This window comes from Hymenobacter sp. GOD-10R (genome assembly GCF_035609205.1).
Taxonomy (GTDB): Bacteria; Bacteroidota; Bacteroidia; order Cytophagales; family Hymenobacteraceae; genus Hymenobacter.
Genome location: NZ_CP141184.1, coordinates 6,015,371 through 6,030,181 on the forward strand (window position 1 = coordinate 6,015,371; position 14,811 = coordinate 6,030,181).

Below are 14,811 nucleotides of genomic sequence, written 5' to 3' on the forward strand. Positions count from 1 at the left end.
AAAATTTTTTCAGGTATAACAAGTAGAATCATATGAAAAACTTCAGGACTCGTCTACTATTTCAATTCAGCAGTAAAATTTACTGACAATCAAATAGTTATTTATTGATCCTACTTTTCTATCTCTCATCAACAATGGGTTGTTGAGGTACTCATTCTGCATAATATTTTATAAATATCTGTTTGATTTAAGGTGATAGGTAGGCGAGAATAAGCTGTTTGTTTAACTTCTGCTATAGTATATTGATGATTGTAATTAATGAGTATTCAGTTGGATAAAACATATAGCATTTTTATCTCTGCTGTCTCTAATGAACTGCGTAGCTATAGGCAGGAGGTGGCGCGTGTCCTGCGGCGTAAGTGTATAGTGGTGCATGACCAAGAATACTTCACTCAAGGTTCGGGAACTCTGCTTGAGAGATTAAATGAATACATCCAACAATGTGATGCTGTTATACTGTTGATAGGTGACTGTTGTGGAGGCTTCCCTACCGAAGAACATATAAAGTCTCTCAGTACCATTTCTATCTTCGAACAGTACAAAGCGGATAATTACGTAAATGACGTTTCTTATACACAATGGGAATACCTATTAGCTAAATATCACGGTAAAAAGACATACACATACATAAGCAAAGAGGGCTTCAAACCTGATGAACCGAATCAGGAGAGTGAAGACCTACAGCAATATCAACAAGTATATCGTAAGTGGGTACAGAAGCATCAAGGGGAAAATTATGAACCTCTTATTTTATCAACTAAGTTGGTTGAGAATGTTCTGCTCCTACCTTTTCCTGATCTATCTCATCCCAGACCCACCAATCTTCCTTATACCAGCTTGGGCTCGGTTTTCAAAGGTCGTGATGCCCTTTTGAAGGATCTACGCGAAAGATTTATAGCTACTCAATCTGCTTCAAAAATCATAGTTAAAGTACTATATGGATTGGGCGGTATTGGCAAAACACGCTTAGCAATAGAGTACGCTTTGCACTACGAGAATACTTACAATGCATTACTTTTTGTAAGTGGTGATTCGCCTGAAGCTCTACTAAACAACCTTGCTAACCTGTGCGGCCCTTTGGTGCTAAATCTACCGGAGCAGGGAGAGGCAGAACAGCAGAAAAGATTAGCTGCAGTTTTGCGATGGTTACAGCAACATGCAAGCTGGTTTCTGATTATCGATAACGTTGACACATCAGAGGCTGCTAAGGCAGTTGAGCAGTTATTAAGTAAGTTGCATGGCGGGCACATCCTAATCACAGGTCGTTTCAGTCAGTGGAGCCGGCAAGTGGAGCGGATCGAATTAGACGTGCTGTCTTTAGAGGATGCTACTGACTTTCTGCTGGAGCGTACTAAAGATGGGCGCAGAGAAACTTTTGAGGACCAAGACTTAGCTAAAGCAATTGCTATTGGATTAGGGCAACTTGCACTAGCTCTAGAGCAAGCTGGTGCATACATTGAGACGACACGATGTACCCTGCAGCAGTACCACCAGAAGTGGGAAACGAGCCGCGTTATGTTATTGGAATGGTTTGATGAGCAACAAATGCAGTATGCAAAGAGTGTTGCTATAACATGGATAACCTCATTTGAAATGTTGACTGAGGCAAGTCGTACTTTACTAAATCGACTTGGATGGTTAGCGCCTGAACCAGTACCTGAATCTTTATTAGAGGTTTCAGTACCGACTGCCACCCCAATAGATATGCTATCAGGTTTAGTGGAACTTGCTCGCTATTCACTAGTGACGCGCTCTTTCACTATGCCAACCTTTACGGTGCACAGATTAGTACAAGAAGTAACACGTCAACGGTTGTCGCTAATCAACAGAAAAAATGTATTACGTGAAGCGCTGCTATGGTTAGAAAAAGCATTCGCATACGAGCCAGATGATACTCGTAATTGGCCGATCTTAGAACCTTTAGCACCTCATGTCATGACGGGTGCTCAGTATGGCGTTCAATTAGAGATTGCCTCTCCAACTACTGGCTTGTTAAATGAGCTAAGCCGATTATTAATGGCAAAGGCACAGATGCCTGAAGCTGAAAAGTTGCTACGGCAAGCTCTTATAATCGATGAACAGGTTCACGGCCATGATCATGCATTTGTAACCGTTCGCCTTAATAATCTAGCCAACGTGTTGCAGAATACAGGTCGTTTGGATGAAGCAGAACCGCTGATGCGTCGTGCCTTAGCCATCAGTGAGAGCGAAGATGGTACTGATCATCCCAACGTTGCTACTCGCCTCAACAATTTGGCCACCTTGCTAATGGACACGAACCATTTGGAAGAAGCAGAGCAACTATTACGTCGTGCACTAGAGATCGACGAACAAAGCTATCACCCTGATCATCCTAATATAGCGAGGGATCTTAACAATCTGGCTCAGTTGCTACATTCAACAAATCGTTCACCTGAAGCTGAGAAGGCTCTACAGCGTACTATTACCATATACCAAGATTTATATGGCGTTAATCATCCTACTGTAGCTAGAGGATTGAACAACTTAGCGGGTTTGTTTCGGGATACTAATCGTAGTACGGAAGCATTGGCGTTAGCACGTCAAGTGCTTCATATCATGGAGCATAATTACAGCCCCGATCATCCCTACGTAACTAGATCCCAACACTCTCTAGCCGCTATGCTAATGGCAACTAATCAACTAGATGAGGTGGAATCTTTATTACGTCAGGCTTTGACTGCGAGTAGGACAAACTCCAGCTCAAACCCTATAGAATTATCTACTAGCCTCAATAATTTGGGGGTCTTCCTAAATGATCAAGGTCGTTCAGCTGAAGCAGAACCAATGCTACGGGAGGCATTGTCTCTAGATGAAGACATCTATGGTTCAGATCATCCAAGTGTGGCTAGAGATCTGCACAACCTTGCGCAGGTAATTAAAGCCATTGGGCACTTAAAAGACGCAAAATCAATGATGCACCGAGCTTTAAGTATTAGTGAGCTAAATCACGGAAAGCACCACCCAGATGTTGCTATTCATCTTGTGAATTTAGCGCGCCTAAGCATATCTGAAAATCATCTGCAGGAAGCTGAATTATTATTGCGACGCACCTTGAGTATTTTTTTTGCTTTTGAGCGGCAGAATGGTTCTGAACATCCTCGCTCCCATTCTGCAATTAATGAATACCGTACTGTATTAAAAGCAATAGGAAAATCAGACGAATTGATAAATAGTGCTATTGACGCGATACGTAATAAGTAGTTGTTATACACTCAGCGCATTCCTAGTATTTTACTATTCCTTTAATTACATGAATACACTGCAGAAGGTGATTTTTATTTCCTGTGTAAGTAATGAATTTGCTCAGCATAGGTTACGACTTGCTAATCAACTTGGCACTTTAATCGGCGAGCCTTTTACAATAGTAGTCCAAGAGGATTTTCAACAAGGAGATACCTCCTTATTAGAACGCTTAGATAATGGAGTACGCAACAGTGATATAGTTATACATTTGGTAGGGACATCTGCAGGGGCCGGACCAAGTACACAGCACGTTGAACGTCTTTATTCAAATTGGCAAGAGCCACTACCGAGCCCTTTGCCTACTAGGTCTTATACACAATGGGAGTATTGGTTAGCGCGTCGTTACAGTAAAAGTATATTTGTTTATTTTCAAGTGTTGCCTTCTACACAATCAATAGAACAAGAACTAGAAAAAAGCCAAGATTATATTTCGCAGCAAGAACACCGTACAGCAATTAGAGAGAATGGTGAGCATCGTAAAAACTTTATCAATACTTTTCAATTAGTAAAAGAAGTTTTTTACGACTTAGGCTTAGGGCCCAGCGCAAAGATTAATAATTTACCTTACGGGTCACTTGGTAATCTATTTAAGGGTAGAGATTCATTTCTACAAGAGATAAATAAAACATTTGGAGGGATAACTTTTCAAGGCCATCAACGGATTGCTGCTATTACGACGCAAGCTAAGACTGCTACTATGCATGGGCTAGGTGGCATTGGTAAGACTCGTGCAGCAATAGAATATGCTCATATGTTTGAGAATGAATATACTGCAATACTTTTTGTGGTGGCTGACTCTGTAGCAACTTTATTCGCTAACATAGCCGCTCTCTGCAACACGTTGAAATTACAAGAGCAAACGGAAAATGATCAGGAAGTTCGGCTAAGAGCCGTCTTACAATGGCTACAGCAACATCCTGGCTGGCTATTAATCTTAGATAACGTAGATACAGATGAAACTGCGTTAGCCGTTGAAAAAATGTTAGGTCAAATACATTCAGCAGGTCAAGTGCTTATTACTTCGCGCTTGAGAAATTGGAGTGGAGCTATCGTACCCTTAGAAATGAATGTATTAGACGTATCTGATGCAACTGATTTTTTATTAGAACGCACAGATATCCATCGCCGAAAATCTGCTGATGATCAAATATGTGCTGAAGCAATAGCTTGTGATTTAGGACAATTAGCATTAGCCTTAGAACAGGCTGGCGCTTATATTGCTACTAATCGGCTCACATTAAAAAGATATCGAGAGAAGTGGTTAGCCAATCATGAGTCCGTAATTACATGGTATGATGAACGACTTATGCAATATCCAAGAAGTATAGCTACTACATGGCTGACTTCGTTTAATTTATTATCTGAATCAGCTCGTATTTTATTAAATAGGTTGGCTTGGTTGGCTCCTGAGCCGGTTCCTGAAACATTACTAGAACTCTCTGTGCCTGAAATTAGGTCAATAGATGCTCTAGAGGCCTTAACTGATTTAGATCGTTACTCGTTAGTGACTCGCTTGAAGGATACTCCATCCTTTTCTATTCATCGGCTGGTACAAGATGTAACTCGTTGCCAACTAAATCATGAGCATAGTTTAGTTGTGCTATCAGAATCATTGAAGTGGATAAAAGAAGGATTTGTCAAAGATCCACAAGATGTACGAAATTGGCCAATACTAGAACCGTTAGCTCCCCATCTTTCAATATTAGCACAACAAGCTGATAACACAGGCTTAGTTGAGCATGCATCGGAATTATATAATACTTTAGGTAATTATCTATTAGAAAAAGTACAGTTTACAGAGGCAAAGCGAGTGTTATTACGTGCGCTTACTCTTTCAGAAGAGCGCTTAGGTCATCATCACTCAGATCTTACTGCAATACTAAATAACTTGGCACGTGCATCAGAGGAGTTAGGTGAATTAGATGAAGCTGAGTCTATATTGTACCGAGCTATATCAATTATTGATGACCATCCAAATGAGCGGGACGAAAGTATATACGTGCATAATCTATCACGTGTAATTTTTGATATAAATCATAGCCGAGCGGAAGAAGCTGAAGCACTGTCACGTCGTTCCTTAGCTATTAGAGAGCGTATTGATGGTGAAAACGCTTCAACTGTCGCAACATGCTTAAGCCAGTTAGCAACTATTCTGCGAGGTAGTGATCGCTTGCTTCAGGCTATATCAATAATGTTGCGTGCTCTGAATATCGATAGGGAGAATTTTGGTAAGTGCCATCCAAGAGTAGCCTTGCGTCTCAATAGTCTAGCTTATGCGTCAAAAGACACAGGGCATTGGCGAAGAGCAGAATTGTTTATGCGTCGTGCGTTCGCTATCAATGAGGATCATTATGGACCTGATGACCCACGTGTAGCTTTGAGCCTTTCTAATTTAGTACATATGCTCCCTCTTGCTAAGCTCTCAACAGAAGGAGAGATGTTAGCAAGCAGAGCTATTACAATCTTTGAACAAGTTTATGGCCCTAACCATCCAAAGGTGAGTTTAGCGTTAGATGTACTAGGTTATGTATTCAGACGTACAAATCACTTTGACAAAGCAGAGCCACTTGTACATCGAGCCCTTGCTATTCTCATTGATTATCAAAAGCAAACAGGGTATGAACATCCTAATTATTTAGGAGAATATAGAACATACCGTGGTATATTGAAGAAGCTAGGGAAAAACGAAGCAGAAATTGAAGAAATTATTCAAAAAATGACAGGCGGTTTGTCTTAAGCACTAAGTTCTGGACTATTTAAATAGTTTATATTTTATTAGTGTTAGTTTGACTTAAAGGTTATATGTTGTTTCACTGCGTCTTAAATTTTTAAGACGCAATTGTCATCTGAACAATGAAAAAAGATCTTGCCGAAAAATTGTCTAATCAACAAGGTCCTAAACGCATACTGTCTTTGGATGGGGGCGGAATCAGGGGCATTTTGACCTTAGGTTATTTATTAAAAGTCGAAAAAATCCTTCGGGAGAGATATCATAACCCAACCTTGGTATTGTCAGATTATTATGATTTAATTGGTGGCACAAGTACTGGTGCCATCATTGCATCTTGCCTAGCATTAGGAAAGCCAGTTCAAGAAATAATAAACTTGTACAAGAATTTCGGCAAAGAGGTATTTGGTAATCGTGTTTGGCCTATCATTCCAAGAAGCTTCACTACAATTAGATCATTTTTAAAATCAACTTATAAAAGTTCAGTTTTGGAGGCTAAGTTAAAAGAACAGTTAGGTGATACTTGCATCGGTGATACAGAAAAGATAAAATGCGGTTTAGCTATTATGGCAAAAAGGGCAGATACATACAGCTTATGGACAGTTGCAAATCATCCTAATGGAATCTACTATGAAGCAAACAAAGGGCAGAAACTTTGGGAACTATGCAGAGCAAGTTCAGCTGCGCCTTATTATTTTTCGCCTAAAAAAATCAAATTAAAAAGACGCAATGGTGAAAGCTTTGATGCTGCCTTTATTGATGGAGGGGTTAGCCTCGCTAATAATCCTGCTTTTCAGTTGTTTCTTACATGTACTATTCCTTCCTTTGGCTTTAATTGGAATTTGGGAGAAAAAAATATTTTTATTTCATCGTTTGGAACTGGTAATGGTGTTAAAAAACAAAAAGTAAACGAAATTTCTAATCGAAGAACTATTAGTTGGGCTCCTGAGATATCTGAGCTTTTTATGACTGATGCCTTAGAAATGAACCAAGCTATTATGCAACTATTTGGTAAAAATTACGGCCCTTTAGAATTTATTGATAGTCAGTATCAAGATTTGAAAGACGTAAATTATATAACTGAAAGAATATTTTCATTTACCCGGTTTAATGTGAAGATAACACAAGACGTGCTAAAGGGATTTGGAATAAATAAAAGTCAAAGAGAAGTAAATTCTCTTGTTCAGATGGACCATTTTGAAAATATTGATACATTACTTGAAATTGGAAAAAAAGCAGCTTTAGAAGTTATGGAAGAGAATTTTCCTAAAGCGTTTGATATCTAGTCTAGACTCCCCAGGGCTACGCGTTGTCTTACGCAGACATGTCAAGAAACACCCACTAGCCACAAGGTAGAGCTTCTCTTAATTAAGATGCACCAATTCTTTGAGCAAGCTGGCGGGTCTGAATTGCTTGTAGCGGCGCACGTGCGCTCGGGTGCCGATCATTACCTGGTAATATTAGTAGTAAGATGGACTTAATCAAGTGAGAAGAAAAGGGTACTATGTTCCTGCTCTCATGAGTTCAAAATCAATCAACAGTTCGCCACGTGAACGCCTTCGCTATGATGCCCCTCGAGCCGAAGCATTGCGACTAGCAAGCGAAAGCTCGAAAATATAAGCCGTGGTTCGTCAGTTAGGTATCAGCCCCATATGCTAATTTACAAGTAGCAGAAAGCCGCGCACTAGGATGCTCGACGTAGGCAGTGAGGAAAACAAAAGTGAGCTATGTCTCAACAGCAAGCCAAGAACCGGGGCTTGAAACAGGAGCGTAGAGTTATAAAAAGACTTGGTCATTTTCGCGAGTCGTAATTGTTTTATCTGAGCGTAAAGGCCTCTTTATAAGGTAGCACACGAGTCGGAGCAAAACCTAAGGAATCCAGTTCGGCCAATTTCCAAGTGCCCCCTGGTTACTACTCGTTCTTTCACGGTATAGGATATATGCTTCAACTCCCAATATCTGCTTGATAAATGCAACGGGTCATAACTGGACTTTTGAGGGGCTACGCAATGGACTAATCATGCCCATGTGTTACAGGTAGGTAATGCTAGCACCAGTGCCAGCAGAATAAGGTAACGGAGGATGACTTCCGGTAGACTTGCATGAGAGATGCAGGCAAGCATGGCACGTGCTGGGAGCACGTTCAAAACGGAATTGTTACCTCAGGGTGGTGCGTCCTACTAATCAAGCAATTATTTAGATGAAATTCACTTCTACAGTAACAAACTTATTTCCCCAGTAATAATAGTTAGTTGCTTAGATATACAGTTTCCCTTTGGACAAAACCAGTAAGGTGTAGCATTATCTTACCCAAGGCTCTAAGAGGCGTGTTGGTGCATTCGCTGGGTACTAGTAGCAAGCAGGTACTGCATCTTGGTGTAGTACCTGCTTTTCATAAAAGCAGTATTCTTTATTCTAGCCGATGCTCAACGCGCTTTAATAGGTCCGAAGGACTAATGCGTAAAGCAGTGGCTAATTGAAAGATTGTTAATAGAGACGGCTGCTTCTTCCCCGTTTCCAGCAAGGAGATGAACGTACGGTCCAAGTTACTTTCAAAAGCGAGCTCCTCTTGAGAGAGCCTCTGCTCGTTTCTCGCCTCTCGGACGACCACCCCAAATGCTTTGATTGGATCGCCGCTCATAACGAGGGCAAGCTACCCGCGTACGTTGAGCCATATTGTTGTCAGTAGTCTACAATATAATTAGCTTGCGTTACTTAGTCCCAGGCAGAAAGGCACCCTGTTCTTTCAATTTCTCTACTAGCCTATCCCTTCTACTATGAACACGCCCTTCTCCGAATCAGATCAACCTGCCTATCAAATTCTACTTTATTCCCACGCTTCGCCTCTCCAGCAACAGCAAGCCTTTACGCGAACCTATCAAGAACTACAGCCTCGTTTCCCAGAAACCGAGCTTCATCAATGGGAAAAGGCCTTTGCTCGGTGTGAGCCTACCTTGTGGGTCGAAGATGAGCAGGTGTGGGTCGAAGACGAAAGTCTCACGCGGCTCTTAACGTATCTAATGGGTACGTATACAGTTGCTGAGCAGGATCGCGCTCAAAATGGAGCGTTCATCCATCATCTAGCAAGAAAGTTGAATTATATCAGCAAAGCATCTGCACGGGGTGTAGAATACTGGCAGGCGCAACCCTTAGCGGATGCACTCGCTGGCCAACGAGCACTGCTGCTGAGCTTCGCTTCAGAGGATGTCATTGCCCTCCAGGTTCAAGAAGCATTTATGCTACCCTCATTGAACAAGGCTGCGTCACCAAAAGTGATTGTGAAGACTTTTATTACTCAAGAGAAAACTTCTACAACTACTTCGCCTCAGAATGGGCTAGTGCTTCGAGCGCATTGGGAGCATTTACAGCAGTGGCTTGAGCAGCAGGAGCAATCATTACGCCCATGGAACGTAGCGGCTATTGCCCGGCAACTAAGAATGAGTCAGTCAATTGTTAAAAGGCTATTATTTAAGCCTCAACCTTACATAGGAGTGGGGCCAGAAATTTTCACCCGCGGACGTCTGTCGCGCGCACAACGCTTGTTTGCTTCTTATGGGTACTCTCCTCCAGTTGAACCCCGTTAGCGATCATAATATTGTGTCTTGAGGCTGAGCACTGAAATTATGAGTAACGCTTCTTATATGCAACGTCAGTAAACTGAATAGGATCCGACGCCTGCTTGTGCTAATTAGATTATTGCTGGCCCTAAAGCGCAACTTTATCTAAGTCAATCATGAACTTTGGTAAAGACTAGTTCCAAAACTCCTTAAAGCGTCGATTGACATTATTAACGTAGAGATGATCACGAACGACAGACTCATACCAATAAGGAAAAACCTTTCTATCGCGTAGCAACGGCGTGCTCGCAATACGATACTGCTTCATCATAGCTAGAAACCGTCTGGGCCAATCTTCTAGCAGCCATTGCGCCTGTTGTAAGAGGGCTTTACGTACAATAAAAGGCCAAAACTCGAGTGCTATATGCTCTGGCCTTACTTGCCAGGCTTCAGAAGGCAAGTAAGCCCCTGCTTGTTGACTTATCTCACGCTGCCAATCCGACCCAAAAAGTGAAGGGCTAAAGAGTGTTTTGGCTACTTGCCGCAAAACGTCGAAATATAAGTGTGGGTAAAACACTTGTTCATGCCAACCCTCTGACAGAATACGATACCATTCAGTCTGTTGCTGAACCAAAGCACTGGGCGCAGGTTGACCACTAGAATACCGAAGATCGAATCCACAGTAAAAACATGCGGTCATTGGCGCGTCCGGCAGAGCTGATTTACGACCTAATTCTTGCCGGAAGAACACGATTGGTTGATTGCATTGGGGACACCGATCATGAAGATAGATTTCACAGTGGGGACACACCAGCGATAATGCTAATCGCCACTTTCTACGGAAATAAGGGATAGCACCATCACTTTGCAGACAATGCGGACAGAACAAGAGGCCATACCGGTTGCGTGTCCGATGATAGATGCCTAATGGTAATATCCATTCAGCATGACCCCGTGGATTAGTACGCGCGTGTAGCCATCCAGCATAGCTGGCTAAGGTAGTCTTCCACACGCGTTCAGGCGGAGTAGGCGTGCGAGTAGCCAATGTATCAAGCAAAGCCCTAGGAGCCAGCCGGTCTACGTCACGGTTCCAAATTTGAACCTTTGGCCACGTCACTGAGCAAAAGGTGTGCACCTTCAGGTTGTGAGCACGCGCTAGCCGCACCAGCCAACTAGATAATAGCTCATCCGGTTGAGGACGCACAAATGCCGGCCAGAGTGTTCCTAGAAGGTTATTACCCATCAGATGGTAATGGCACCGCGTGCCCGTCTGTGCCGTTCCGAGGGCGATGTCCAGTCCAAATTACTTAGTAGTTGGAGGGTAATGCACTCCTGCCCATTAGAAATGGCGGCTTCAGCAGCGGTACACAGCAAATTATGGATTTCGCCGAACAACCCCTCTGTTTTAGCCAAAATATCCATTGCCAGCTTAGGTTCGCTTAGCATGGAGGCTTTACGTAGTGGGAGACGGTATTCGAACGTATCTAAGAGGCGTAAGTAGTCTTCATCTATTTGCCACCGAGGCAAGCATACGGATTGGAAACGCGAACCCAGTTGGTCCATCGCCCGCAAGGCTGCCCAAATCTCCTCAGTACCTACGAAAACGAAAGTAAAGTGTAACTCATTCGTCATCGTTTTAAGCACTGTTCCTAATTTCGCCTGCTTGTCATGATTTCCTCGCAAAAGGTTGTGCACCTCATCAATGATAAGCATGCGCACGCCCATCTGTTTAAAGTGTTCGCGTACCTGTGATTCGCTTTTGATCACATGGTAGCTAGCGCGCACTGGCGCGCCAAGGGCATAAAGAATATTATTGTATAAACGCTTCTCTTCTGGTACAGGAGGAGCCTCGATCATGAGAACAGGCGCACGCAGTCCGTCCTCCTCTTCTACGATCGTAGCTTTGTGCCGCTGGCAAAATTCGCGCATCAGGGTTGATTTACCGTTGTTGCTGTCGCCAACTAGCAGGAAGTTCTCTGTTCGGTGTACCGGAGGACGCTGCAACAACCTGGTCATTTTGTCTAATACGTATTGACCTTGCGGGTAACCGATCCACTGTTCTCTCCACAACCATCGTATGCGTTCCGCAGCATCGAGTTGAGCAATAGCTTTCGCTTTAGGATGTAAGTAATCCATCGTGAAGGTCGGTATAGGGTCGGAAAACACGAACTGGCAATGCAAGGGGCGCAGGCGGTGTAGAAGCCAGGATGACAGGAGGGAGTACTACTTCAATTGGCTTTCGATTTTGTTCTCTCCGCGCGGCTTTTGTGAGCCGCTTCGCGTTATTAACTATAGCCTGTTGTCGGGCTCTTGCTTCAAAAATGAGGGTTTCGTTAACCGGTTGCTGTTGCTGCTTGACGATTCGAAGCGCTTCACGGTACTGCCAGATGCTCATGGCAGGCCAGAGGACATTACGATATGGAATGGCATAGTACCGGCACAGTTCAGGATCCCAGAAGTACACTTTGCTGATGTCACGAGGGTCACGCTTGAAAATGAACTGCCTGGTACCTAGAGCATTTCCCTTACTTGGTGCTGCCCGGTCAACCCAGCGGCCAAGTACGTCTGCCTGATAATGGATATGGTCAATCACCACACCGTAGTCCTGGATTGAACGTACCATGGAAGGCATAAAGTCTAGTCGTAGTCTGTGCTCGTTTACCACTCGCGGCTGCACTCCATCCGCCCCAGCGCTCCCTCGCATACCCTTTAGGAATTGCTGAAGAGGAGTAGCGCCAAGCGCAGTGTGATTGCGCTGGTGATAAATTGAGACGAAGTAACGGGTCAGCCACACTTCTAACTCATGTAGGGTGAGTACTGCCTTGCCTTCCGAGTCGTAACGGCCCCGCGCTTTAATATTGGAGAAGGTGGTACCAGGTAACATATGAATTTCTTGCAGCACCGTTCCCATTAGACGCTCAATGTGCCCCCCGTACTCCGGTCTTCCTATAATGCGCCATTGCAATTTGAATCCATATTCCTTGGAAGCAGTTTGCAACATGTTGCCGCGAAATTCACGTGCATTATCTAGGTGTAAGAGACGGGGAACACCCCAGCAAGGCCATTCCCCATCAACGTCCAATTTTCTCATACCTAATTCTTTCGGTAAAATAGCATGAGCTAAGCACAAGCCTGTTCCCATGGCACCGGGCGGGTCGAATGACACATGGAATCCAATAACCATGCGGCTATACACATCCATAGCTATCGTGATCCAAGGTCGACCAATGCAGGTAGTACGATCCATTTCGTCCACCAACATTAGGTCGAGCAATGTATGATCGATTTGCACAATATCAAGAGGCCCTGAAGATGAAAAGCCGCCCTTTAGTTGATCATACTGTTCACGAGCTTCCCGTGAACCATATCGACGCAGCGTACGCTCTCGCCCGTTAATTTGAGCAATACGTTTCCGCAACGTATTCAAACAAGGAACCTGCCACTCCGGATGATGTGCAAATCGCGCCTTTAGCTCGAGGTAGGTTTGCTGCACGCGACGGCGCTGCTTGGTCAGGTAAAATGTTTCGATTACATTTTGTATTAAACTTTCTACCTCTGAAGTTAAGCGGGAGCGACCTTTTGCTCCTTGACCTGGGCGATTGGCCATTGCCGATACTCGGCCCGTGTCATCCCACCGCTCCAGCCACCGGTAAATAGTAGCAGGATGTACCTGATAAGCCGCCGCTACTTCACTCACTGTCATGCGCTTACCGGCTATTGTCTCATTCAGCAAGGTTAGAGCGGCTGCACGTCGTTGTGCATGGGCTAGCTGGTCTGGAGTCAGTTGCTCTGAAACTGGCTCCAGACTCTCTGCTTGTGCTCGACGTACGCTCAAGTCACATACTGGTAATCGGCCAGCTACGCCGTTGATTGTATCTCGTGCAAGAACAGTTGCCAAGTCTTCCTCTACACGCAAAATGGTGTAGCTTCTCCCTTGGAACTCTACTATTTCCCCTTGGCGTAGGTGCAATAGCTCTTTCATCTATTTAATATAAATAGAATACTTATACGTAGTATATCTCCTTTATCAAAGCAATAGGAAACTTTGAAAAGTGAGTATCTAGGAGTCCGTAGGTATTCTCAGATCCAACATTAGTCGAATATCCCGCTGAAAAAGCTACATGCTGTTTGAATTCTGATATGCTTGTGCTTCGTAATTAGATCTTATTATGTCTCGGCAGAATAGTCTATTGACTTGTACTCCTTTTCAGCTATAGCATATGATAAGCCATCACTTCTAAACTCAAGACTTATCAATATATAATGAGTCCTGTAACTGATTAAAAACGAATTGGGACTTTAGGCTATTTTATGAACTGCTGTATAATACATAATAGGGACCTTTTGAAGCAGTAGTGTAGCAGAACAATGGCGAATCCCTTTTCACTAGTCAAAAACAAATCCGTCGCAATATATAATGGATTAATAATAATTAGTCGCAACTATTAGCGGCTATTTTTCGCGTTAACTTCTGCATCCTAGGTAATTTATGTTGCAATAAATAATGAAATTAACAGTGGTGGGGGCAATCCGCAACCCGGTGAAATTTCGCTGGCCCACAATGGTGTCTTGTTCTTGGATGAACTGCCCGAGTTCAAGCGTACGGTGCTGGAGGTGATGCGCCAACCGCTGGAGGAGCGACGCGTAACCATTTCGCGGGCGAAGGTGAGCATCGACTTCCCGGCTAATTTCATGCTCATTGCCAGCATGAACCCGTGCCCGTGCGGTTACTACAATCATCCGGAGAAGGAATGTGTGTGCGGCCCTGGCGTGGTTCAGCGGTACCTCAATAAAGTGAGCGGACCCCTACTCGACCGCATCGATCTGCATGTGGAGGTCACGCCCGTTACCTTCGATCAGATGACAGAAACCCGCAAAGCGGAACATAGCAGCCATATTCAACAACGCGTGGAAAAAGCGCGCACGGTGCAAACCGCGCGCTTTCGGGAGTTTCCGGATGTGCATTCCAATGCTATGATGCCCCCGCAAATGGTGAAGGATATCTGCCAGATCAACCAAGCGGGCCGAGCCCTGCTCAAAACAGCCATGGAACGCCTAGGCCTCTCGGCCCGCGCCTACGACCGTATCCTGAAAGTAGCACGCACGATTGCCGACCTAGCTGGCACCGACGAAATCCGCATCGAGCACTTAGCGGAAGCCATCCAATACCGTAGCCTCGACCGGGAAGGCTGGGCTGGATAATGAAAGCATAACGGAGTAGCTGAAGGACTGAGTAATTCGTTGAACGACGTTACTCAGTCC

At 44.0% G+C, this 14,811-nt stretch carries 8 protein-coding genes and 2 pseudogenes; 5 read left to right on the top strand and 5 right to left on the bottom strand.

Annotation, left to right across the window (positions count from 1 at the left end):
• Window positions 1–258 precede the first annotated feature (258 nt).
• The 3 genes from SD425_RS24035 to SD425_RS24045 all read left to right on the top strand — a co-directional run bounded on the left by SD425_RS24035 (window position 259) and on the right by SD425_RS24045 (window position 7,278).
• Window positions 259–3,222 (top strand): tetratricopeptide repeat protein, encoded by a 2,964-nt coding sequence (locus SD425_RS24035; RefSeq protein ID WP_324673089.1) that lies wholly within the window; start codon window positions 259–261, stop codon window positions 3,220–3,222.
• A 49-nt stretch (window positions 3,223–3,271) separates the two neighbouring features.
• Window positions 3,272–6,001 carry a tetratricopeptide repeat protein gene (locus SD425_RS24040; RefSeq protein ID WP_324673092.1) on the top strand — a complete coding sequence of 910 codons (2,730 nt, stop codon included), beginning with the start codon at window positions 3,272–3,274 and terminating at the stop codon, window positions 5,999–6,001.
• 116 nt (window positions 6,002–6,117) lie between these two features.
• Window positions 6,118–7,278, top strand: a complete 1,161-nt coding sequence (locus tag SD425_RS24045; protein WP_324673094.1) for a patatin-like phospholipase family protein — start codon at window positions 6,118–6,120, stop codon at window positions 7,276–7,278.
• 1,124 nt (window positions 7,279–8,402) lie between these two features.
• Here the strand turns inward: SD425_RS24045 and SD425_RS30065 are convergent.
• A complete protein-coding gene (locus SD425_RS30065; RefSeq protein WP_416381016.1) occupies window positions 8,403–8,633 on the bottom strand; it encodes a helix-turn-helix domain-containing protein in 231 nt (76 codons plus the stop codon).
• Between the two features lie 136 nt (window positions 8,634–8,769).
• Here SD425_RS30065 and SD425_RS24050 point away from each other — a divergent pair, with 136 nt between their 5' ends.
• Window positions 8,770–9,576 (top strand): hypothetical protein, encoded by an 807-nt coding sequence (locus SD425_RS24050; RefSeq protein ID WP_324673096.1) that lies wholly within the window; start codon window positions 8,770–8,772, stop codon window positions 9,574–9,576.
• A 166-nt stretch (window positions 9,577–9,742) separates the two neighbouring features.
• Here the strand turns inward: SD425_RS24050 and SD425_RS24055 are convergent, their stop codons facing one another.
• From SD425_RS24055 to SD425_RS24065, 4 genes and pseudogenes are all read right to left on the bottom strand, one after another.
• A complete protein-coding gene (locus SD425_RS24055) occupies window positions 9,743–10,300 on the bottom strand; it encodes a hypothetical protein (RefSeq protein WP_324673098.1) in 558 nt (185 codons plus the stop codon).
• Between the two features lie 108 nt (window positions 10,301–10,408).
• Window positions 10,409–10,792 (bottom strand): annotated as a pseudogene (locus tag SD425_RS30070) (TniQ family protein); the annotation flags it as partial.
• Window positions 10,792–11,685 carry a TniB family NTP-binding protein gene (locus SD425_RS24060; protein WP_324673100.1) on the bottom strand — a complete coding sequence of 298 codons (894 nt, stop codon included), beginning with the start codon at window positions 11,683–11,685 and terminating at the stop codon, window positions 10,792–10,794. The gene SD425_RS24060 and the pseudogene SD425_RS30070, both read right to left, overlap by 1 nt.
• On the bottom strand, window positions 11,666–13,531 hold the full coding sequence (locus SD425_RS24065) for a helix-turn-helix domain-containing protein (protein WP_324673102.1): 1,866 nt from the start codon (window positions 13,529–13,531) through the stop codon (window positions 11,666–11,668). The genes SD425_RS24060 and SD425_RS24065 overlap by 20 nt, the downstream gene beginning before the upstream one ends.
• A gap of 536 nt (window positions 13,532–14,067) precedes the next feature.
• Between SD425_RS24065 and SD425_RS24070 the strand changes: the two are divergent.
• Window positions 14,068–14,751: pseudogene (locus SD425_RS24070) on the top strand (YifB family Mg chelatase-like AAA ATPase); the annotation flags it as partial.
• Window positions 14,752–14,811 lie beyond the last annotated feature (60 nt).